Source organism: Mycolicibacterium mageritense, assembly GCF_010727475.1.
In the GTDB taxonomy this organism is placed as follows: domain Bacteria; phylum Actinomycetota; class Actinomycetes; order Mycobacteriales; family Mycobacteriaceae; genus Mycobacterium; species Mycobacterium mageritense.
Genome location: NZ_AP022567.1, coordinates 7,257,187 through 7,277,489, shown reverse-complemented (window position 1 = coordinate 7,277,489; position 20,303 = coordinate 7,257,187). Strand labels below are relative to the sequence as shown.

Annotated in this window: 22 protein-coding genes; 12 read left to right on the top strand and 10 right to left on the bottom strand. The window is 66.7% G+C overall.

What is annotated here, in order from left to right:
- Positions 1–85 precede the first annotated feature (85 nt).
- The 5 genes from G6N67_RS35190 to G6N67_RS35170 form a co-directional block, all read right to left on the bottom strand.
- Complete coding sequence (locus tag G6N67_RS35190) at positions 86–1,288, bottom strand: helix-turn-helix domain-containing protein (RefSeq protein ID WP_036439200.1); 1,203 nt, start codon at positions 1,286–1,288, stop codon at positions 86–88.
- A gap of 651 nt (positions 1,289–1,939) precedes the next feature.
- A complete protein-coding gene (locus G6N67_RS35185; protein WP_036439202.1) occupies positions 1,940–2,926 on the bottom strand; it encodes an acyl-ACP desaturase in 987 nt (328 codons plus the stop codon).
- A gap of 352 nt (positions 2,927–3,278) precedes the next feature.
- Positions 3,279–3,797, bottom strand: coding sequence for a DinB family protein (locus G6N67_RS35180; protein WP_036439203.1), 519 nt, complete (start codon positions 3,795–3,797; stop codon positions 3,279–3,281).
- On the bottom strand, positions 3,794–4,591 hold the full coding sequence (locus G6N67_RS35175; protein ID WP_036439204.1) for a thioesterase family protein: 798 nt from the start codon (positions 4,589–4,591) through the stop codon (positions 3,794–3,796). Before G6N67_RS35175 ends, G6N67_RS35180 begins: the two co-directional genes overlap by 4 nt.
- The gene (locus G6N67_RS35170) at positions 4,588–5,427 is read right to left on the bottom strand and encodes a RecB family exonuclease (RefSeq protein ID WP_036439206.1); all 840 of its coding nucleotides are present in this window, start codon (positions 5,425–5,427) and stop codon (positions 4,588–4,590) included. Before G6N67_RS35170 ends, G6N67_RS35175 begins: the two co-directional genes overlap by 4 nt.
- A gap of 85 nt (positions 5,428–5,512) precedes the next feature.
- On the opposite strand from G6N67_RS35170, the gene G6N67_RS35165 reads away from it, so the two are divergent.
- Entirely contained in the window at positions 5,513–6,352 is an 840-nt protein-coding gene (locus G6N67_RS35165) for a tRNA (adenine-N1)-methyltransferase (protein ID WP_036439208.1), read from the top strand.
- A 30-nt stretch (positions 6,353–6,382) separates the two neighbouring features.
- On the opposite strand, the gene G6N67_RS35160 is transcribed toward G6N67_RS35165, so the two are convergent.
- The 3 genes from G6N67_RS35160 to G6N67_RS35150 are packed head-to-tail and all read right to left on the bottom strand — an operon-like array spanning position 6,383 to position 7,747.
- Positions 6,383–6,676 (bottom strand): DUF503 domain-containing protein, encoded by a 294-nt coding sequence (locus G6N67_RS35160; RefSeq protein ID WP_036439210.1) that lies wholly within the window; start codon positions 6,674–6,676, stop codon positions 6,383–6,385.
- Between the two features lie 3 nt (positions 6,677–6,679).
- Positions 6,680–7,243: a lipoprotein LppK gene (locus G6N67_RS35155; protein WP_036439212.1), complete on the bottom strand. Its 564-nt coding sequence runs from the start codon at positions 7,241–7,243 to the stop codon at positions 6,680–6,682.
- Complete coding sequence (locus G6N67_RS35150) at positions 7,244–7,747, bottom strand: MTB12 family secreted protein (protein WP_036439214.1); 504 nt, start codon at positions 7,745–7,747, stop codon at positions 7,244–7,246. It abuts the gene before it with no gap.
- 145 nt (positions 7,748–7,892) lie between these two features.
- Between G6N67_RS35150 and arc the strand changes: the two genes are divergently transcribed.
- A complete protein-coding gene (gene arc, locus G6N67_RS35145) occupies positions 7,893–9,740 on the top strand; it encodes a proteasome ATPase (RefSeq protein ID WP_036439216.1) in 1,848 nt (615 codons plus the stop codon).
- Here the strand turns inward: arc and G6N67_RS35140 are convergent.
- The gene (locus G6N67_RS35140; protein ID WP_063835180.1) at positions 9,673–10,929 is read right to left on the bottom strand and encodes a DUF418 domain-containing protein; all 1,257 of its coding nucleotides are present in this window, start codon (positions 10,927–10,929) and stop codon (positions 9,673–9,675) included. The two genes, arc and G6N67_RS35140, sit on opposite strands and share 68 nt — an antisense overlap.
- Before the next feature lie 49 nt (positions 10,930–10,978).
- Here G6N67_RS35140 and G6N67_RS35135 point away from each other — a divergent pair, with 49 nt between their 5' ends.
- On the top strand, positions 10,979–11,536 hold the full coding sequence (locus tag G6N67_RS35135) for a TetR/AcrR family transcriptional regulator (protein ID WP_230021310.1): 558 nt from the start codon (positions 10,979–10,981) through the stop codon (positions 11,534–11,536).
- On the opposite strand, the gene G6N67_RS35130 is transcribed toward G6N67_RS35135, so the two are convergent.
- Positions 11,478–12,419 carry a LysR family transcriptional regulator gene (locus G6N67_RS35130; RefSeq protein ID WP_051579146.1) on the bottom strand — a complete coding sequence of 314 codons (942 nt, stop codon included), beginning with the start codon at positions 12,417–12,419 and terminating at the stop codon, positions 11,478–11,480. The genes G6N67_RS35135 and G6N67_RS35130 overlap by 59 nt on opposite strands.
- A 71-nt stretch (positions 12,420–12,490) precedes the next feature.
- Between G6N67_RS35130 and G6N67_RS35125 the strand changes: the two genes are divergently transcribed.
- The 9 genes from G6N67_RS35125 (at position 12,491) to prcA (ending at position 20,298) form a co-directional block, all read left to right on the top strand.
- Complete coding sequence (locus tag G6N67_RS35125) at positions 12,491–13,378, top strand: DMT family transporter (RefSeq protein WP_051579147.1); 888 nt, start codon at positions 12,491–12,493, stop codon at positions 13,376–13,378.
- Positions 13,379–13,690: 312 nt separating this feature from the next.
- Positions 13,691–14,272 (top strand): diaminobutyrate acetyltransferase, encoded by a 582-nt coding sequence (gene ectA, locus G6N67_RS35120; protein ID WP_051579148.1) that lies wholly within the window; start codon positions 13,691–13,693, stop codon positions 14,270–14,272.
- Positions 14,273–14,345: 73 nt separating this feature from the next.
- On the top strand, positions 14,346–15,632 hold the full coding sequence (ectB, locus tag G6N67_RS35115) for a diaminobutyrate--2-oxoglutarate transaminase (RefSeq protein ID WP_036439218.1): 1,287 nt from the start codon (positions 14,346–14,348) through the stop codon (positions 15,630–15,632).
- A 16-nt stretch (positions 15,633–15,648) separates the two neighbouring features.
- Complete coding sequence (locus G6N67_RS35110; RefSeq protein ID WP_036439220.1) at positions 15,649–16,041, top strand: ectoine synthase; 393 nt, start codon at positions 15,649–15,651, stop codon at positions 16,039–16,041.
- A 2-nt stretch (positions 16,042–16,043) separates the two neighbouring features.
- The gene (thpD, locus tag G6N67_RS38955; protein WP_081812768.1) at positions 16,044–16,916 is read left to right on the top strand and encodes an ectoine hydroxylase; all 873 of its coding nucleotides are present in this window, start codon (positions 16,044–16,046) and stop codon (positions 16,914–16,916) included.
- A 9-nt stretch (positions 16,917–16,925) separates the two neighbouring features.
- Positions 16,926–18,422 (top strand): depupylase/deamidase Dop, encoded by a 1,497-nt coding sequence (gene dop / locus G6N67_RS38950; RefSeq protein WP_036439224.1) that lies wholly within the window; start codon positions 16,926–16,928, stop codon positions 18,420–18,422.
- A 96-nt stretch (positions 18,423–18,518) separates the two neighbouring features.
- Positions 18,519–18,713, top strand: coding sequence for a ubiquitin-like protein Pup (locus G6N67_RS35100; protein WP_036439226.1), 195 nt, complete (start codon positions 18,519–18,521; stop codon positions 18,711–18,713).
- Positions 18,710–19,570, top strand: coding sequence for a proteasome subunit beta (gene prcB, locus G6N67_RS35095; RefSeq protein ID WP_051579149.1), 861 nt, complete (start codon positions 18,710–18,712; stop codon positions 19,568–19,570). The genes G6N67_RS35100 and prcB overlap by 4 nt, the downstream gene beginning before the upstream one ends.
- A complete protein-coding gene (gene prcA / locus G6N67_RS35090; RefSeq protein ID WP_036439228.1) occupies positions 19,570–20,298 on the top strand; it encodes a proteasome subunit alpha in 729 nt (242 codons plus the stop codon). Before prcB ends, prcA begins: the two co-directional genes overlap by 1 nt.
- The last annotated feature ends 5 nt before the right edge of the window (positions 20,299–20,303 follow it).

The window sequence follows — 20,303 nt, the reverse complement described above, 5'->3', positions numbered from 1 at the left end:
ATGGCAGAAAGAGCCCGAACCTCTACCACCATCGACCATGATCGTCGTGGGCGAGACACCTCTCAATCGTGGACGTACCGGTCGCCTATGGGTTGGCTGCTTGCGTTGTGGTGATGCGACGGCGAGAGACCGCCAGGGCGAGGATGATTAGATCTGCCGGCACGCGGCTGTTCAGCCCTGTCATTTCCCGTAGCTTGTCAATGCGGCCCCGAACAGTGTTGCGATGTCGGTAGGTACGAGCCGCGATGTCGGTCACACTGCCGTCGCCGGCGAACAGCCCCTCGACGGTCTCCCAGATGCCGGCTACCTCCGAAGCGGTCAAGCCTGTAAGCCCGTGCAAGTGATAATCGACCACTGCCTCAACGATTTCGGGCTCCAGTGCGGTGAGTTGCGCGAACGGCTCCGCGCCGACGTCTGCAAACGACCCTGGTGGGTGGGCGGCACCGACTTTGCGGGCGACCCGAAATGCCCGCGGAACGGCGCTCAGCCCAATCGCAGGTACAACTGCGACCGATCCTTCGCCAGCAGCGTCGGCTAGTAGCTCGACCCGCGGTCCCTGACCATCCTGTTCGCGCGCAATGCCATGGACATCCTCCTGGTACACCGTCACAAACGCGCGAAAACCGTTGGTCCGCAGGCGGCCCCGCAGGACCGTAGCGATTTCTCGCGGATCGCCGAGACCGGTCACGACGAACGTCGAGTAGCGGTCGTCAACGTGCATTGCGGTGTGCGCAGCGAACGCCGCGAGCGCCTCCGGCTGGCGTTCCGCGGTCGTCACAAATCGCTTGAACAGTTCGCGGTCACGCTGGTCCACGCGCTGCGCCTGCCTGGTCTCGACTACGCGGTATGCCTCCACAACATCGGCCGTGTTGGCCTCCAGGGCTTCCCAGAGAAGGGTGTGCTGCTCAAGGACGGCCAACCGCTCCACATTTTCGAGCCCGCGCACTTCCTGGGTGATCGCGTCCCACAGCAACCGCAGGTCTATCCGGAAAGCGTGGAGAAGGCTGGCGAGAGGTAGCCCTTGCTCCGCACGGCGTAGTCCAGTCTCGTACGCCGCGGTAACCAGCTCTTCGGGGACATCGAGAGCTGCCAAACGGTGAAGCGTGAGCGACAGCGTCCGGTGCGTCTGGCGTGCCAGATCGGAGCGTGCCACGTGGGCTTCGCCGTAGCTGGGCTCCTCGCCGCTGATGAGATCGGCCGAGGCTTCAACGAGATCCTCGATGCCCTGTCGCAACAGATTGCGGGCAACTTGCCGGATTCCTTTTGCTGCTTCGTCGGATGCACTCATCGGTCGCACTCCTCCCAGCGATAAGCCCAGTCGATTGTGCACGATGCACGGTGTCCGAAGAAATTTCCGTGATACCTGCGACACCACTCGGCGCACGGTCTACCGGATTCACTCCCTTGGCTGCGTCGCGCGATCGTGCGCCCTCTGTCCCAGAGTTACAGCTGGACTAGAAGGACGTGGTCTTGGGCAGCACGCTGATTTGCGAGATCGACCGGGAGCCTGAGCATGTACCAGATGGGCGTCGTGCTTTGCACCGAGAAGGTGTTCAAAAGGCTGCAGGCGCAGGGCGTGGCAGGCAAGGGTTGAGCGCCTTGCTTGCGACTAACCGCCTGATGCCTATCTGTCACGGCTCTCATAGCGCACTTTTCCCAGCTTGCAACGCAATTGACATCTGCAGCCAAGTTTGGTGGCGAAGATGATTGGTTCAAGAGGCGCCGTGCCAATGCTGTCGCCGACGAGTACGGAGATGCTCACGTCATCGTGGATACCTATCTGAAACGCGACTGGCGTTGCTACTGGGAAACACTCTCAATTGCCAACGTGCACCCTTGGCCGCACCCCCACGCAGCGGTCTTGCCGGAACTGCAAATTTCGTGCCGGGCCACGCCGACATCCTGCGTGAGCTGATCGACGGTGCGACCGGATGCTGAATCAGGCTCGGGCAGCAGCCTTTTCGGCCTCACGCTCGGCCTTTGCCGCCTCACGGGCCAGCATGCGATCGCGCTGTTCCTCGAATTTGATGACCTGCTTCTCAAGGTCTTCCAGGTAGGCCGCCAACTGTTCGCGGCGCTTCTCGCCGACTGCGCTGACGTCGTTGCGTTCGAAGATCCGCCACTTCCTGACGCTGGGCATCACGACTTCCTGCAGATGCTGGCGCAGGTCGTAGATGCCGTGTTTGGCCATGATCACGCTGTTGCGACGCCAGTTCGGCATGCCGCGGCCGGGCATCTGAAAGCCCTCGATGATCGCGCAGGCCGCTTCCATGGCCTGGTCGGGTGCGAGGTCGAAACCGGCGCTGAACATGTTGCGGTAGAACACCATGTGCAGGTTTTCGTCGGTGGCCACCCGTGCCAGCATGGCCTCGGCGATGGGGTCGTCGCACACCTTGCCGGTGTTGCGGTGGCTGACCCGGGTCGCGAGCTCCTGCAGCGTCGCGTACGCCGAGATCATCAGCGGCCCCGGCTCGTGGATCTTGCGCTCTTCCTCGGTGGGGTCGTAGCCGTTGGACATGTGCTCCATACGAGCGCGTTCGAGCGCGACCGGGTCGACACCGCGAGTGACGACGAGGTAGTCCCGGATGACGATGCCGTGGCGGTTCTCCTCCGCGGTCCAGCGGTTGACCCAGTGCCCCCACGCGCTGTCCAGCGAGAAGTGATTCGCGGCGCCACGATGGTAGGACGGCAGATTGTCCTCGGTCAGCAGGTTGGTCACCATCGCGACCTTCGCCACTTCGCTCAGCTGCGACTGCTCGGGATCCCAGTCCTCGCCGCCGAGGGCCGCGAAGTTGCGGCCCCGGTCCCACGGCACGTAGTCATGCGGGTGCCATTCCTTGGCGACCGACAGGTGGTGGTTGAGATTCTCCTCTGCGACCGGCTCAAGCTCCTCGAGAAACTCGGCGTCGGTCAGGTGCCTCTGCATACCACTCCCTCTGCGAACAAGACTGCTCGCCCTACTTGTGTGCGTTATTTGCTCAGAAAAGCTCGGTACCGCACACCGGGTCCGACGTGAAAGCAACGATGCCGTCGCTGGCAGTTGACGCGGTGGATGAGCAAAGTTTCCATCCGCAAAGACCGTACTCCACGGCTTCGGGATGATCCACCATCTCATACCGGGAATTTCCCGGGATTTCCAGCTCGATTCGGTCCGAGCCGTCCGGGGGAGTCTACACGCCCGAGTGTCAACCCGGTCATCGCCGTCCCGCCGGCCGGTCAGTGCCGGTCGCTTCTCGGGCCGTGGCGCGCCGTGGCGCCCACACTAACAGCCGGCGAAACTAGATCGATAGCTGGGATGCGGCGCGTAGCAACCGCAGCTGCCCGATCTCCGCGGCGTTCTTCGTGAGTTCGACGTGCAGCCACAGCACGGTGTCCCCGACACGGCGCCCCGCGTCGGGGCCCCACGGAAACTCTGCCGCCGCACCGAGGTCCGCTGGTGGCAACGACGTCAGCAGCGTGCGCCACTGGGCTGCCAGGCTTCGAATGCGCTCCACCGCAGCGCTTTTGGGTGGCCAGTCGATCTCGGTACGGGCCGGCGGTTGCTCGCCGTTGAGGTGTGCGAGCGCAGTCGACCACCAGAAGACGACGTGCCACGTGAGCCAGCCGATGGTCGGAACCGGGATCGGTTCTGGCTCGGTGTCCGCCCAATCCGGCCACCACCGGCCCGCCGCGTCTTGGTGCACGGTCCACACCAAAGGTCCGGGTTCCCACAGGAAATCGTCGTCGGTCAGCGCCGCCAAGTGCAGATCGGCCAGGGCCCACGCAAGGTCGAACTGGCGGCGCAACTCCTCGATCACGGAGCCCGCAGCACCAGCAGGGTTTGTGCCGACGTGCCGATGAAGCCTTGCCGGTCGAAGATCTCGGCCGTCGTCACACCCACGCCGTCCGGACCGATCGAACCGCGGGCCCGCAACGCGAAATCCGACCCGACGGGCACACGGTGCAGGTGTACCGCGGTGTCGGTGTTCATGAACACGAACCGCGTCGGATCCAGCGCGGCCCCCGCGCCGTTGGCCGAATCCACCACCTGGGCAAGCCGTTGCACCGGGGTGGTCTCCTCGTCGTCGACGATCGGGGTCAACGGGCTCATCCACACCACGCTGGCGCCACCGTCCAACGCGCGTTGGCGGCGCCACGTCACGCTCTCCAGATACCCGGGTGCGCCCTCCCAATCGTGGGCCGTGTCGGCGGCCTCACCCTCGACGAGCGGCGGATATCGATCGGTGGCGACGTCGGCGGTGTCGCTCGTGGCCAGCAGCCACGCGCTCACGCGCGCGACGGCCCGCCAGGATCCGTCGGGCCGGGCCGCGGCCATCTCGGCGACGGCCAGCGAGATGCGTGCGCCGGGACGGTCCACCCACGCCCGGACCCGAACGGGCGCAACTGGTATGGCGCCCAGGATGTCGAGGGTCAACCGGCCCACCCGCAGGCCCGAACCGGCCATCAGCTCTTCGATGGCCTTGGTGAGCAACGCCAGTGGTGGTGAACCGTGCTGGATCGCCGGATCCCAGTTGCTGCGGGTGTCGGCGGTGGATTCGAACAGCCGGTATTCGCCGTCGGCCCCCAGCCGGCGGTAATGGCAGCCGATCACGCGGCCGGTTCCGTCGAAAGATCGGGCCACCCCGGGTAGGGCGGAGGTGTGCCGCCGTACGCCGGGCACAACGACTGGTGCGCACACCAGTTGCACAGCTTCGACGGGTTGGGCCGGAAATCTCCGGTGGCCCCGGCGGATTGAATCGCCCGCCACATCGCCATCAGGGTGCGTTCGAACCGCAGCAACTCGTCCTCGTCGGGGGTGTAGTCCAGCACCTGCCCGTCGGCCAGGTAGAGCAGCCGGAGCCGGGCGGGCAGCACGCCGCGTGACCGCAACAGCGCCACGGCGTAGAACTTCATCTGGAACATCGCCTTGAACTCGGCCAGCGTGCGGGCCTCCGGTGGCGCCTTGCCGGTCTTGTAGTCGACCACGCGCATCTCACCGGTCGGCGCGACGTCGATGCGGTCGACGAACCCCCTCAGCCGCGTGCCGTCGGCCAGTTCCACCTCCAGCCGGTACTCACAGCTCTGCGGGTCGAACCGGGTCGGATCCTCCAACCGGTAGTAGCCCGACAGCAGGGCCCGCGCCTCGTCGAACAACGCGGGATGGGTGACCTCGGCCAGCTCCGGCTCGGCCGCGACGACGCGGTCCCACGCGGGTTCGATCAGGCTCAGTGCGGTGTCGTGGTCACGCTGGGCCGCGGGCAGTTCATAGAGCTGTTCGAGGGCGGCGTGCACCAGCGAACCGCGTAGCTGGGCCGTCGACCGCGGCTCGGGCAGCCGGTCGATGGCCCGGAACCGGTACAGCAGCGGGCACTGTTTGAAGTCGCTGGCCCGCGACGGCGACAGCGCCGGGCGGCGCGCCGGCTCACCCTCACCCGGGTCATCACTCATACCTGGCAGCCTATGACCGCGGGCCGACAAAGTTGGGCAACCCCGCGCGCTCGTGCGTGCCGTTGTACTGGCAGGCTGGACAGCTGTGCCGAGAACAGGACCGTTTGCCGTAGGTGACCGCGTGCAGCTCACCGATGCGAAGGGCAGGCACTACACGATGGTGCTCAATCCCGGCGGTGAGTTCCACACCCACCGCGGGATCATCGCGTTCGACAACGTCATCGGGTTACCCGAGGGCAGCGTCGTGAAATCCACCAACGGTGATCAGTTCCTGGTGCTGCGCCCGCTGCTGGTCGACTACGTGATGTCCATGCCGCGCGGCGCGCAGGTGATCTACCCGAAGGACGCCGCCCAGATCGTGCACGAGGGCGACATCTTCCCGGGCGCACGCGTCCTGGAGGCAGGCGCCGGTTCCGGCGCGTTGACGTGTTCGTTGCTGCGCGCGGTCGGGCCGCAGGGCCGCGTGACGTCCTATGAGGTGCGCGACGACCACGCCGTGCACGCCGAGCGCAACGTCACGACGTTCTTCGGCGAGCGGCCCGACAACTGGGATCTGGTGATCGGCGACCTGGCCGACTACTCCGGGCCCGAGATGGACCGCGTGGTGCTCGACATGCTCGCGCCGTGGGAGGTGCTGCCCGCGGTCTCCCGCGCCCTGGTGGCGGGCGGCGTCCTGATGATCTACGTCGCGACCGTCACCCAGCTCTCCCGCGCCGTGGAGGCCCTGCGTGAACAGCAGTGCTGGACCGAACCGCGGGCCTGGGAGAGCATGCAGCGCGGCTGGCATGTGGTGGGCCTGGCGGTGCGGCCACAACACACCATGCGGGGCCACACGGCCTTTCTGATCAGCGTGCGCAAATTGGCGCCGGGCGCGGTCGCGCCCATGCCGCTGCGGCGCAAACGTCAACTCGGCGGCTCGGTCTGATCTGAACACGCCGATCGTCGGCGCGCGCGCCTAGTCGTCGCTGTGGTGCAGGCCGCGGCGGGCCGACAGCAGCTCGATCTCAGGCCTGGCGGCGACCATCCGTTCGGCGGTGTCCAAAACATCGACGACATGCGCGCGGTCGGCAGCCACGAGACCGATGCCGATCCCGGCACGCCGGTGCAGATCCTGCGCCCCGGTCTCGGCGGCCGACACCGCCAGCTTGCGCTGCAGTTCGGCGATCACCGGCCGGATCACCGACCGCTTCTGCTTGAGCGAATGCACGTCGCCGAGCAGCACATCGAACTCCAACCATCCGATCCACATGCGCTAGGGCGTCGGCGTGGGGGGCGGAGCGGGCGCGGGACTTGGCGGTCCGCCGGCGGCCCCCATCTCCAGCAGCATGTCGGCGGTGCGTCTGGTCAGCTGCCAGCCACCGTTGTGGGGCGTGAACTCCATCGGAAAGCTGAACTCGCGAGGCGCCGCGCCGGCCGGCGCGGCGGTGCTGACCTTGATGGTGGCCATGACGTTGCCCTGCTCGGTCTGTGCCCAGGCCAGGTCGGTGGCCTCGAAAGTCAGTGGGGTGAATCCGTTGTCGGCCAACGCGCGCCCGAATTTGTCCAGGGCTTCGGCGTCGGCCGCGGTTGCCTGCTCGACGACGTCGATCTTCTCCGCGCCTGGGACGTTGACGTCGGCAAGCCGGTACAGCACACCGGTGAGCACGTCCGGGGCGGGCAGCGGATCGGTGGGCGGCGCGACAGGCGTGACCGGCAGCGCCGCCGTGGTCTCGAGTGTCGGGGTTGTGGGCGGTTTTTCGGGGGTACTACACCCGGACAGCCCAAGTGCCGCCACAATGGTGGCGGCACTCAGAGCTGCGATGCGGGTCCGGAGCAATTACCCGACGGACGACAGCAGGTTCAGGGCCGATCCCTTCGAGATCTGCCAGCCGGTCGGGCTCGGGCCCGCGACGAACTGGATGTTCTGGGTGGCGGTGCCGCCGGTCGCGGCCGTCGCGGTGACGTCGGCGTAAGCCACCGGGCCCTGCTGATCGACGTTGGCGACCGTGAAGGTCAGCGGGAACTTGCCTTCGGCGGCGGCCTGGTTGTAGGCACGGTCGGCGGCGATGCTCTCGACGCGCCCGATGCCGCCCTGGATGTAGGCGGCCTTGCCGCGGAATGAGCCGCCCGCGGAGAGCGCTTGCAGGGTCTGCACCAGCGGGGCTTCGAGCTCCGGCGCGGGCAGCTGCGGCAGCGGCGCACCGAAGACGACCGGCTGCACAGCGGGGGAGGCCGACATCGTGCTCGATGCAATGGAAGTCACACCCGCTGCGGCTCCGCCCACGACTGCGGCGGCTCCGGCTGCGGCGACAAACCCGGTAACGAGGGTTTTCAGGGTCACGACTGTCCTTTCGAAGGGACCAACTCTGGGTAGAGGCTAACAGTGGCGCTGGTGTGTCGAGTTCCTAGAGCACACACAAAGGCTGAATCGCCGGTAGCGTTGAAGTTGTTACTGCACCAACTTCCGGTGCGGGAGGGAGCGCAATATGAGTGAGTCAGAGCGTTCGGAAGGCTTTTCTGAGGGTTCCGCCTCGTTCGGGTCCGGACCTATGTCCAGTGAAGATGCCGCAGAGTTGGAAGCGTTGCGCCGCGAAGCCGCAGTTCTGCGCGAGCAACTGGAGAACGCGGTAGGTCCGCAGAGCGGGTTGCGCAGCGCGCGCGACGTGCACCAACTTGAGGCCCGGATCGATTCGCTCGCGGCGCGAAACGCCAAACTCATGGACACCCTCAAGGAAGCCCGCCAGCAACTTCTCGCGCTGCGTGAAGAGGTGGACCGGCTGGGCCAGCCGCCCAGCGGTTACGGCGTGCTGTTGGCGACGCACGAGGACGACACGGTCGACGTGTTCACCTCGGGTCGCAAGATGCGGCTCACGTGCTCGCCGAACATCGAGACCGCTTCACTCAAGCAAGGCCAGACCGTGCGCCTCAACGAGGCGCTCACGGTCGTCGAGGCGGGGTCGTTCGAGGCCGTCGGCGAGATCAGCACGCTGCGCGAGATCCTGGCCGACGGGCACCGCGCACTCGTGGTCGGGCACGCCGACGAGGAGCGCATCGTCTGGCTGGCCGAGCCGCTGGTCGCCGCCGAGGATCTGCCTGACGACGACGAGGGCGAGGCCTTGCTCGACGATTCCCGGCCGCGCCGGCTGCGCCCGGGCGACTCGCTGCTGGTGGACACCAAGGCGGGTTACGCGTTCGAGCGCATCCCCAAGGCCGAGGTCGAGGATCTGGTGCTCGAAGAGGTGCCCGATGTCAGCTACAACGACATCGGTGGCCTCGGCAGGCAGATCGAGCAGATCCGCGACGCGGTCGAGTTGCCGTTCCTGCACAAGGAGCTCTACAAAGAGTACTCGCTGCGGCCGCCCAAGGGTGTGCTGCTCTACGGTCCGCCCGGCTGCGGCAAGACGCTCATCGCCAAGGCCGTGGCCAACTCGTTGGCCAAGAAGATGGCCGAGGTCCGTGGCGACGACGCCCGCGAGGCGAAGAGCTACTTCCTCAACATCAAGGGCCCCGAGCTGCTCAACAAGTTCGTCGGCGAGACCGAGCGGCACATCCGCCTGATCTTCCAGCGCGCCAGGGAGAAGGCCTCCGAGGGCACCCCGGTGATCGTGTTCTTCGACGAGATGGACTCGATCTTCCGGACCCGCGGCACCGGGGTCAGCTCCGACGTCGAGACAACCGTTGTTCCCCAGCTGCTTTCGGAGATCGACGGTGTCGAGGGCCTGGAGAACGTCATCGTCATCGGCGCCTCCAACCGCGAGGACATGATCGACCCGGCGATCCTGCGGCCCGGCCGCCTGGACGTCAAGATCAAGATCGAGCGGCCGGACGCCGAGTCGGCGCAGGACATCTTCTCCAAGTACCTCACCGAGGATCTGCCGGTGCACGCCGACGACCTCGCGGAGTTCTCGGGCGACCGCGGTCTGTGCATCAAGGCCATGATCGAGAAGGTCGTGGACCGGATGTACGCCGAGATCGACGACAACCGGTTCCTGGAGGTCACCTACGCCAACGGTGACAAGGAAGTCATGTACTTCAAGGACTTCAACTCCGGGGCCATGATCCAGAACGTCGTCGACCGCGCCAAGAAGAACGCGATCAAGAGCGTGCTGGAGACGGGTCAGCCCGGTCTGCGCATCCAGCACCTGCTGGATTCGATCGTCGACGAGTTCGCCGAGAACGAGGATCTGCCCAACACCACCAATCCCGATGACTGGGCCCGGATCTCGGGTAAGAAGGGCGAGCGGATCGTCTACATCCGCACGCTGGTCACCGGGAAGAGTTCGAGTGCGTCGCGGGCGATTGACACCGAGTCGAACCTGGGTCAGTACCTGTAGTTTTTTCCGCACGAGCAGACGCAAACTCGTCCTTTTCCGCCGAGAAAAGGGCGAGTTTGCGTCTGCCCGCCAGGGCCCGGTAACTGGTGTTCCACAGCCACTCCACCGGCCCCCGGCGGAACCGGCGCAGCCACAGGTGCGCGAACGTCATGATCACCACCACGACGGTGAGGTAGATCGCGATCGTGGCGGGCACCCGGTGCTGCGGAGGCGTCGACGCGGCCAGGCCCAGGCCCCAGCCGTAGCACAGGGCAGAGGCGACCAGGTTCTGTAACACGTAGCTGGACAACGCCATCCGTCCGACCTCGGCCAGCCGCCGCCCGGCCCACCCGGGCGCCGGGCGATGAACGTAATACTCGGCAACCGCGGACAGGATCGCCAGCGACACGAACGGCGCGACGGCGTAGCGCGCCACCAGCAGTCCGGTCCCGCCCCCTGCGACTTCCAGGGTGATGTCGAGAGGCGCGGCGACCGCGAAGCCCAGCCACATCAGCCGGCGGCGCAACACCGCGCCGCGGGCGTCGAGGATGCCCGCGTGAAAAAGCCTGGCGCCCAGCAGGAACAGCGCGATCGACATCGGGAAGATCAGCACGGTCTCGAGCCGGAACAGCACCACGTGGTCGAGCCGGAACGCCACCAGATCCCAGAACGATCCGTCGGCGTAGGGATTGGGATCGAGTCGCCGCGGCGGACCCGCGACCTGCGGCGAGCTCAACAACAGCGCGGTGATCGCGGTCATCATCGTGACGTGCACTGCCGCGGCGACCGCGATGATGCACCGTTGCGTTCGCGGCGAGGTCACCAGCAGGTAGGAGACGATCCAGCCCGTGATGGCGTAGCCCATCAGCACGTCGAATTCCGTCAGCAGCACGAAGTGCACGGCACCGTCGAGGAGCAGCAGGGCAGCTCGCCACGGGTAGCTGCCCGGCCAGCGCAGCCCGGCCCGCAACGCCGAACGTTGTTGCAGGGCAAGACCGATACCGAACATCACGGTGAGCAGGCCGAGGAACTTGCCCTGCGCGAGGAACTGCAGCACGACCTCGAGGGTGCGCCAGTCGGAGTCCGGGGTGCCGCTCAGATAACCGACCAGGCCCTCGGGATGGGTGAAGATCCAGATGTTGGTGCCGAGCGTGCCCAGGATCGCGATACCGCGCAGAACGTCCAGGGATTGCAGCCGTGACGAGGACATGACTGCGGACGCTACCATACGAACGTATGGGTTCGGCTATGATCGGACCGTGAGCGAGCCGTACGAGCGCATGACCGACGCGGTGCTGGCGGTTCTGGTCGCCGACGGCTTCGAGGGCGTTTCGGTGCGGAAAGTGGCTGCGCAGGCCGATGTTTCGATCGGTGCGGTGCAGCATCATTTCCCCACGAAAGACGCGATGCTGGCGGCGGCCATGGACCGCGCGAGTGAACGCTTCGTGGCCCGGTTGGGCGAGCAGATGCGGCCCGACATGTCCGCCGCCGAGCGGCTCGAGGCGTTGGCGGTCGCGCTGGTGTGCCCGGATCCGCGCGACCGCGACATCAGCGTGGCGTGGCTGCTGCGGCTGGCCCGGGCCGCGGTACACGAACCGACCGCCCAGCGCCACCGTGCGGACTGGACCCGCGTTTCGCAATGGCTGCGCGCGTTGATCGTCGAGGCGGCCCCCGCGGTGGACGCCGAAGTCGCGGCGGTCGAATTACTGGCGCTCCTCGACGGGTTGGCGTGCTCGGTGGCGGTCGAACCGGAGCGGGTCAGCGCCGACCTCGCCGAACGGATCGCCCGTGGCCATGTTCGCGGTCTCGTGAGCTGATGGCCGTGGCGATGGCGCGGAGCTCTTCGAGCACGACCGCCACCGCGGGTCGCGACGTGGCCCCGGCACGGGTGACCGCCTCGATGCGGCGTGCCACGGTGATGTCACTGACCGGCAACCGGACCAGTGGACGCGCGAGCGCGACATAGCGCGGCATCAGCGCGATGCCGATGCCGGCGTGCACGAGCTCCTCGACAATCCGGAAGTCGTTGATCCGCTGAGCGATCCGCGGCTGCACTCCGGTCAGCAACGCGATCGAGTTGAGCACGTCGTCGACCATGAGCCCACCCTCGACGCCGATCCACTGTTCGTCGGCCAGCTCGGCCAACCGGACGTGGTCCCGGCGGGCGAGCCGATGACCGGCGGGCATCACCACGTCGAGCGGCTCGCGCAGCAGTGGGGTCGCGGTGAAGCGCGACCCCCACTCCGTGCTGTCGCGGTCGTCGCGGTGGACCACCACGACGTCGAACTCGGTGAGTTGCTGCGGCGCACGCGATGCGGGCACGTCGATGTCGCTGCCCAGCACGTCGACACCGCGGTCATGCGACCGGGTGATCAACGGAGCCAGCAGCATCGCCGCGCCCGAGGGGAAAAAGGAAATGCTGACGCTGCCACGCGGCGACGTCCGGTAGGCGTCCATCTCCGCTCGGGCCCGGTCGAGCGCGGCCAGCACGGCGTCCGCGTGCCCCACGAGCACGCGACCGGCATCGGTGAGCCGAACCCGGCGGCCCGCGGGTTCGATCAGCGGTACACCCGCTTCGCGCTGGAGAATCTTGAGTTGTTGGGACACCGCGGACGGTGTCATCGACAGCGCCTGAGCGACTGCCGCAACGGTGCCGTGATCCGCCAGCTCGCGGAGCATACGCAGGCGTCCGGCATCCATGAAGTAATTCTACATATATTGAGAAGAATCATTAGCTTGACTGATGTAATTGGTCGCAAGAGGCTGTCTCCATGCCCAACCGGATGTCCGACGTCGCGTTGCTCGGAGTCGCGGTGGTGTGGGGATCGAGCTACCTGGCGCTCAAAGAACTGGCCAGCGCCGACACCGTGTTCGCGCTGCTGGCCCTGCGGTTCGTCGTCGCGGCGGTGGTGCTCGCGGTGCTGGTCGGCCCGCGGCTGCGGCACATCACCGCGGCTGAACTCGTCTCCGGGGTCATGTGCGGCGGTGTCTTGTGGGCGGTCTGCGCGGCTGAAACCTACGGTGTGACGCGGACATCCGCGTCCAATGCGGGCCTGCTGATGGCGCTGACGATCGTGGTCACGCCGCTGCTGCAGGGGCCGCGCAGCGTCCCGGTGCGGTTCTACGGGGCAGGTGTGGCCGCGGTGCTCGGATGTGTGTTGCTCACCCAGTCGCACGGTTTCGGCCCGCCCGGAATCGGCGATCTGGTGATCGGAACCGCCGCGGTGCTGCGGTCTTGCCATGTCACGCTGCTCGGGCGCATCTCCGCCGGGCGCGAGCTCGACATCACGCGGTTGACGCTGGTCCAGTTGGCGACCGTGGCAGGCCTTTCGACGGGCTTGTCGACCGTGACCGGACAGCCGGCAGGCGCCGTCGCGGTCGATATGGGGGCCGCTGACGTGATGCTGCTGCTGTATCTGGCGTTGGCGTGCACGGTATTTGCGTTCGTCGTGCAGGTGCGTGCCGTGCAGCTGAGCACCCCGGCGCGAGTGAGCCTGCTGCTGGGCACCGAGCCGCTGTGGGCCGCGATGATCGGCGTCGGGGTTGGTTCGGATCCGGTCACCGCCGCGGGAGTGGTCGGGGCGCTGCTGGTCGTCGGGGGCGCGGCGTGGGGTTCACTGCGTGAGAAAACAGTTCAAATTCCATTAAAAAACGATTGACGAATTCGCCCGAATGCGCCGAGGCATTGCTTGATGCAAGTCTTTTGACAAACGCTCGGGCGGCACATTGCGGTCAGATCGCGCACAGAACGCCGAGGCAAAGATAACGATTTGATAACGGTGGCGACGTTCGCCCCTCAGGCGGCTGTGTCGGGATAACCGCAGATCAGGAAGTATTGACGGCTGTGCTCCTTCGACGCCCGCGGCTGCGTGGCGGCTTGATCCGGCACCGGCGGTGTGCTTACGGTCGGTGCACCGATGACTTGAACTGACGATTATCGATGACTGTTCGGTGGTGACTTCTAACTCGATATGCACGTTTACAACAGCGCCCCGCCGCGTATCAGCGCAGAGCCGGGACGAAGTCCGTCGGGCCCAGATGCCCGAAGCGAATTACTGCGCCCGCCATGCGCCGAGGATGCGATCGCAATCCGCGATCTGGCTGCCGCGACCGGCGTGCTCGACCTGAATTCGACGTATGCCTACCTGCTACTCGCCACCGACTTCGCGGCGACCTCGATCGTGGCCGAATCAGCCGGTGCGCTGCGCGGTTTCATCACCGGCTACCACCCGCCGGCACGGCCCGACGTGCTGTTCGTCTGGCAGGTGGCCGTTGCCCCGGCCGGCCAGGGCAGCGGTGTGGCGAGTGCCATGATCGATGCGCTGGTCCACCGGGTCAGGGCGAACCGCCACGGTCATCCGGTGACCGTGGAAGCGACTGTCTCGCGGGATAATTCGGCGTCACGTGCCTTCTTCGGTGCGTTCGCGCGCAGGCACGGCGTCCCGTTGGTCGAGCAGCCTCATTTCGGTGCTGACCTGCTCTCCGCCGACAACAGCCACGAAGACGAGCCGATCCTGCGCATCGGCCCGATCGCCGCACCGCTGGCCAACTGATTTCGAGTTAGGTCGCCTGGCCGCAGATTCATGGCCAAGGCGTCATCCATTGAACCGATCGGAAGGATTTCTCTTGCTGCTCGCCGAGACCGCCCCCTTGACCGAGGCCGGACTGCCCGAGGTGTTCTCCTCGGTGGAATCCGAGGTCCGCAGCTACTGCCGGGGCTGGCCGACAGTCATGCAGAGCGCCAACGACTCCTGGGTCACTGACACCGAGGGCCGCCGTTACATCGACTTCTTCGCCGGCGCGGGTGCGCTCAACTACGGCCACAACAACCCGCTGCTCAAGGCGCCGCTGCTGGATTACCTGGCCTCCGATGGCATCGTGCATTCGCTCGACATCGCGACGGAAGCCAAACAGCGCTTCCTGGAGACGTTCCAGCGCGTGATCCTCGAGCCGCGCGGGCTGGACTTCAAGGTGCAGTTCCCGGGGCCCACGGGCGCCAACTCCGTGGAGTCGGCCCTCAAACTCGCCCGCAAGGTCACGGGCCGGGAATCGATCGTGAGCTTCACCAACGCTTTTCACGGCATGACCCTGGGTGCGCTCTCGGTCACCGGCAATTCGATGAAGCGTGCCGGCGCGGGCATCCCGCTGGTGCACGCCACCCCGATGCCCTATGACAACTACTTCGGCGGGGTCACCGAGGACTTCCACTGGTTCGAGCGCGTCCTCGACGATTCCGGCAGCGGTCTCAACCGGCCCGCCGCCGTGATCGTGGAGACCGTCCAGGGGGAGGGCGGCCTCAACGTCGCGCGCATCGAATGGCTTCAGGCGCTGGCAGATCTGTGCCGCAGCCGCGACATCCTGCTGATCGTCGACGACGTTCAAATGGGTTGTGGCCGAACCGGACCGTTCTTCAGCTTCGAAGCCGCAGGCATCGTGCCCGACATCGTCACGCTGTCCAAGTCGATCAGTGGCTACGGCCTTCCGATGGCGCTGACGCTGTTCCGCCGGGATCTCGACGTGTGGGCGCCCGGCGAACACAACGGCACCTTCCGCGGGCACAACCCCGCGTTCATCACGGCCACCGCGGCACTCGAAAATTACTGGAAGACACCGCATTTCTCGCAGGAGACGGCCCGCAAAGGCGACCTGGTGCGGGCCCGCCTCGATGACATCGAGCAGCGGCACACCGGTGTCACGGCCCGTGGCCGCGGGATGGCGCAGGGCCTGAAGTTCGACGATGCCGACCTGGCCGGAAAGGTGTGCCGCGCAGCGTTCGACCGCGGCGTGCTGATGGAGACCAGCGGCCCGTCCGACGAGGTGGTCAAGCTCCTGCCGCCACTGACCACACCCGTGCCCGACCTGGAGAAGGGCCTGGACATCCTCGACGAATCCGTTTCCGCAACCCTGAGCTAAGGAGCAGAACACCGCAATGATCGTGCGTACCACCGCCGAGATCACCGGCACCGATCGCGATGTCGCCGACGGCAATTGGCGATCCAAACGGATCATCCTCGCCGGCGACGGCGTCGGATTCTCGTTCCACGAGACGACCATCAACGCGTCGTCGGTCAGCGAGTTCCACTACCAGCACCACGTCGAGGCGGTCTGGGTCGTGGAGGGCACCGGGACGCTGACCAACCTGGAGACCGGCGAGCAGCATCCGCTCGGCCCCGGCACCATGTACCTGCTCAACGGGCATGAGCGCCACCGGGTCACGTGTGACGAGCAGCTGCGCATGCTGTGCGTGTTCAACCCGCCGGTCACCGGTCAGGAAGTGCACGACGAGACCGGCGCCTACCCGCCACCGCAGTCGGTCGCATGAGCATGGGCGACACCTATCCCACCCGGCTCGACCACGCGATCGCGCCGATCCCGCGACAGGATCCGGTGGTGTGGGGGCAGGCCACGAGCGGGCCGCTCAAGCAGGGCGTTCTCGACGGCTTCGCCGACAAGGGCTACCTGATCCGCCCGGACACCGTCGCCGAGGAGTCTCTGCCCGCGCTCCGGCACGAACTCGACCGCATCGCAGCCGATCTCGATCCCGACGATCCGCGGGTGATCCGTGAGCCGGGCGGCACCATCCGGTCGATCTTCGAGCCCCACCTGCTCAGCGAACTCGTCGCCGAGGTGGTGCGGCTCGACACCGTGCTGCCGGTCGCGCGGCAACTGCTCGGCAGCGACGTCTACATCCACCAGGCCCGGATCAATCTGATGCCCGGGTTCACGGGGACCGGGTTCTACTGGCATTCCGATTTCGAGACCTGGCATGCCGAGGACGGGATGCCGGCGATCCGGGCGGTGTCGTGTTCGATCGCGTTGACCCACAACTATCCGTACAACGGGTCGCTGATGGTGATACCGGGTTCGCACCACACGTTCTACCCGTGCGTGGGAGCCACGCCCGACAACAACCACGACACCTCACTGGTGTCGCAGCGCATCGGTGTGCCCGACGAGAACACCTTGACCAAGGCCGTCGACCAGTGCGGGATCGACCAGTTCACCGGTCCGCCCGGAACGGCGCTGTGGTTCGACGCGAATCTGTTGCACGGCTCAGGCTCCAACATCACGCCGCTGCCGCGGTCGAACATCTTCCTGGTGTTCAATTCGGTGGACAACGCACTGGGGGAGCCGTACGCGGCGCCGCGCCCGCGGCCCGAGTACCTGGCAGCCAGACGCGCAACCGCCGTCACCTAGGCTGATCTCATGCAACGGATCATCGGAACCGAGGTCGAGTACGGCATTTCGTCGCCGTCGGATCCGACCGCCAATCCGATCCTGACCTCGACCCAGGCGGTGCTCGCGTACGCGGCGGCCGCCGGTATCCAGCGCGCCAAGCGCACCCGCTGGGACTACGAGGTGGAATCGCCGCTGCGCGATGCCAGGGGATTCGACCTGTCGCGGTCGTCGGGGCCACCGCCGATCGTCGACGCCGACGAGGTCGGCGCGGCGAACATGATCCTCACCAACGGTGCGCGGCTCTACGTCGACCACGCGCATCCCGAGTACTCGGCTCCGGAGTGCACCGATCCGATGGACGCGGTGATCTGGGACAAGGCAGGCGAACGCGTCATGGAGGCCGCGGCGCGCCACGTCGCGAGCGTGCCCGGCGCCGCGAAACTGCAGCTCTACAAGAACAACGTGGACGGCAAGGGCGCGTCGTACGGCTCGCACGAGAATTACCTGATGAGCCGCCAGACCCCGTTCTCGGCGGTCATCGCGGGTTTCACGCCGTTCCTCGTGTCGCGCCAGGTGGTCACGGGCTCGGGGCGGGTCGGCATCGGGCCCTCGGGCGACGATCCGGGTTTCCAGCTGTCGCAACGTGCCGACTACATCGAGGTCGAGGTGGGCCTGGAGACCACCCTCAAGCGCGGCATCATCAACACGCGTGACGAGCCGCACGCCGACGCCGACAAGTACCGGCGGCTGCACGTCATCATCGGCGATGCGAACCTCGCGGAGACCTCGACCTACCTCAAGCTCGGCACCAGTTCGCTGGTGCTCGACCTGATCGAAGAGGGCATCGATCTCTCCGATCTCGCCCTGGCCCGGCCCGTGCACGCGGTCCACGTGATCAGCCGTGACCCGTCGCTGCGCGCGACGGTCGCCCTCGCCGACGGCCGGGAACTGACAGCGCTTGCGCTGCAACGGATCTACCTGGACCGGGTGGCCAAGCTCGTCGACAGCCGCGACCCCGACCCGCGGGCCAGCCATGTCGTCGAGACCTGGGCCAACGTGCTCGATCTGCTGGAGCGTGACCCGATGGAGTGCGCCGACCTGCTGGACTGGCCGGCGAAGCTGCGGTTGCTCGAAGGCTTCCGGCAGCGCGAGAACCTCAGCTGGCAGGCGCCCCGGCTGCATCTGGTCGATCTGCAGTACTCCGACGTGCGCCTCGACAAGGGCCTCTACAACCGGCTCGTGGCGCGCGGCTCGATGAAGCGGCTCATCACCGAACAGCAGGTGCTCGACGCGGTCGACAACCCGCCGACCGACACGCGCGCGTACTTCCGCGGTGAGTGCCTGCGCCGGTTCGGTGCCGACATCGCCGCGGCGAGCTGGGACTCGGTGATATTCGACCTGGGTGGCGATGCGCTCGTCCGGATTCCAACCCTGGAGCCGCTGCGCGGCAGTAAAGCGCATGTCGGGGCCCTGCTGGATTCGGTGGACAGCGCGGTCGAACTGGTCGAACAGCTCACGACCTGACGGCCCGCTATCCCGGGCAAACCGGTCACAGACCGGTACTGTGGAAGGACCGGTGGGCGGCGGTGAGCCCGCCGATGACGAGTGCAGGAGGCAGCGATGGCTCAAGAGCAGACCAAGCGTGGCGGTGGCGGCGGCGAGGACGACGATCCCACCGGTACCACGGCCGCCGGCCAGGAGCGTCGCGAGAAGCTCGCTGAGGAAACCGACGACCTGCTTGACGAGATCGACGACGTACTGGAAGAGAACGCTGAGGACTTCGTGCGCGCATACGTGCAAAAGGGCGGCCAGTGACCTGGCACGAGAATTTATCGTTCCCCAAGTCCCTCCCAGGAGCACCAGCTGTAGCCGTCGACCTGTCGTCGTTCTCGGATCTGCTGCGTAGGCAGTCACCCGACTTGCTGCCCGCCGCCAGGCTCGGTGACGCGCTGAACCCGACCGCGACCAACGTCGTGCCGCACGGCACCACCATCGTCGCGCTCAAATACCCCGGCGGCGTCGTCATCGCGGGTGACCGCCGCGCCACGCAGGGCAACATGATCGCGGTGCGGGACGTGCAGAAGGTGCACATCACCGACGACTACACGGCCACGGGCATCGCCGGAACCGCCGCGATCGCGGTCGAATTCGCGCGTCTGTACGCGGTCGAGCTCGAGCACTACGAGAAGGTCGAAGGCGTTCCGCTGACCTTCCGCGGCAAGGTCAACCGGCTGGCCACCATGGTGCGCGGCAATCTCGGTGCGGCCCTGCAGGGTTTCGTGGCGCTGCCGCTGCTGGTGGGCTTCGACGTCGACGATCCGGACACCGAGAACGCCGGGCGCATCGTGTCATTCGACGCCGCAGGCGGGTGGAACCTCGAGGAAGAGGGCTACCAGTCGGTGGGTTCGGGCTCACTGTTCGCCAAGGCCTCGATCAAGAAGCTGTATCTGCAAGTGACCGACGCGGATTCGGCGCTGCGCGTGGCCATCGAGGCGCTCTACGACGCAGCCGACGACGACTCCGCCACGGGCGGTCCCGACCTGGTCCGCGGCATCTACCCGACCGCGGTGACCATCGGTGTCGAGGGCGCCGAGGAGGTCGCCGAGGCGCGGATCGCCGAGCTGGCTCGTGAGGTGATCGCAAGCCGCACCGCGACGAAAGGTGACGGCTGATGAGCTTCCCGTACTTCATCTCGCCCGAGCAGGCGATGCGGGAGCGCTCCGAGCTGGCCCGGAAGGGCATCGCCCGGGGCCGCAGCGTCGTGGTGCTGGCGTACGACAGCGGAGTGCTGTTCGTCGCGGAGAACCCGTCGCGCTCCCTGCAGAAGGTCAGCGAGCTCTACGACCGGGTCGGTTTCGCGGCGGTGGGCCGGTTCAGCGAGTTCGACAAGTTGCGCGTCGGCGGCATCCAGTACGCCGACACCCGCGGCTACGCCTATGACCGTCGCGATGTCACCGGCCGTCAGCTCGCCAACGTGTACGCGCAGACGCTGGGCACCATCTTCACCGAGCAGGCCAAGCCGTTCGAGGTCGAGCTGTGCGTGGCCGAGGTCGCCCACTACGGCGAGACGAAGGCCCCTGAGCTCTACCGGATCACCTACGACGGGTCGATCGCGGACGAACCGCACTATGTGGTGATGGGCGGCACGACGGAGCCCATCGTCGCCAAGCTCGGTGAGTCCTACACCGAGAACGCCGATCTGGCGGCCGCGGTGAAGATCGCGGTCGAGGCACTCAGTGCGGGTGCGGAAGGCTCGGAGCCACGTAAACTCGGCCCCTCGACCCTCGAGGTGGCCGTGCTCGACGCCAAGCGGCCGCGCCGGTGCTTCCGGCGCATCACCGGAGCGGCGCTCGAAGGACTGCTGCCCGAACCGGAGCCTGAGCCGACGCCGGCTGAGTAGAGTCG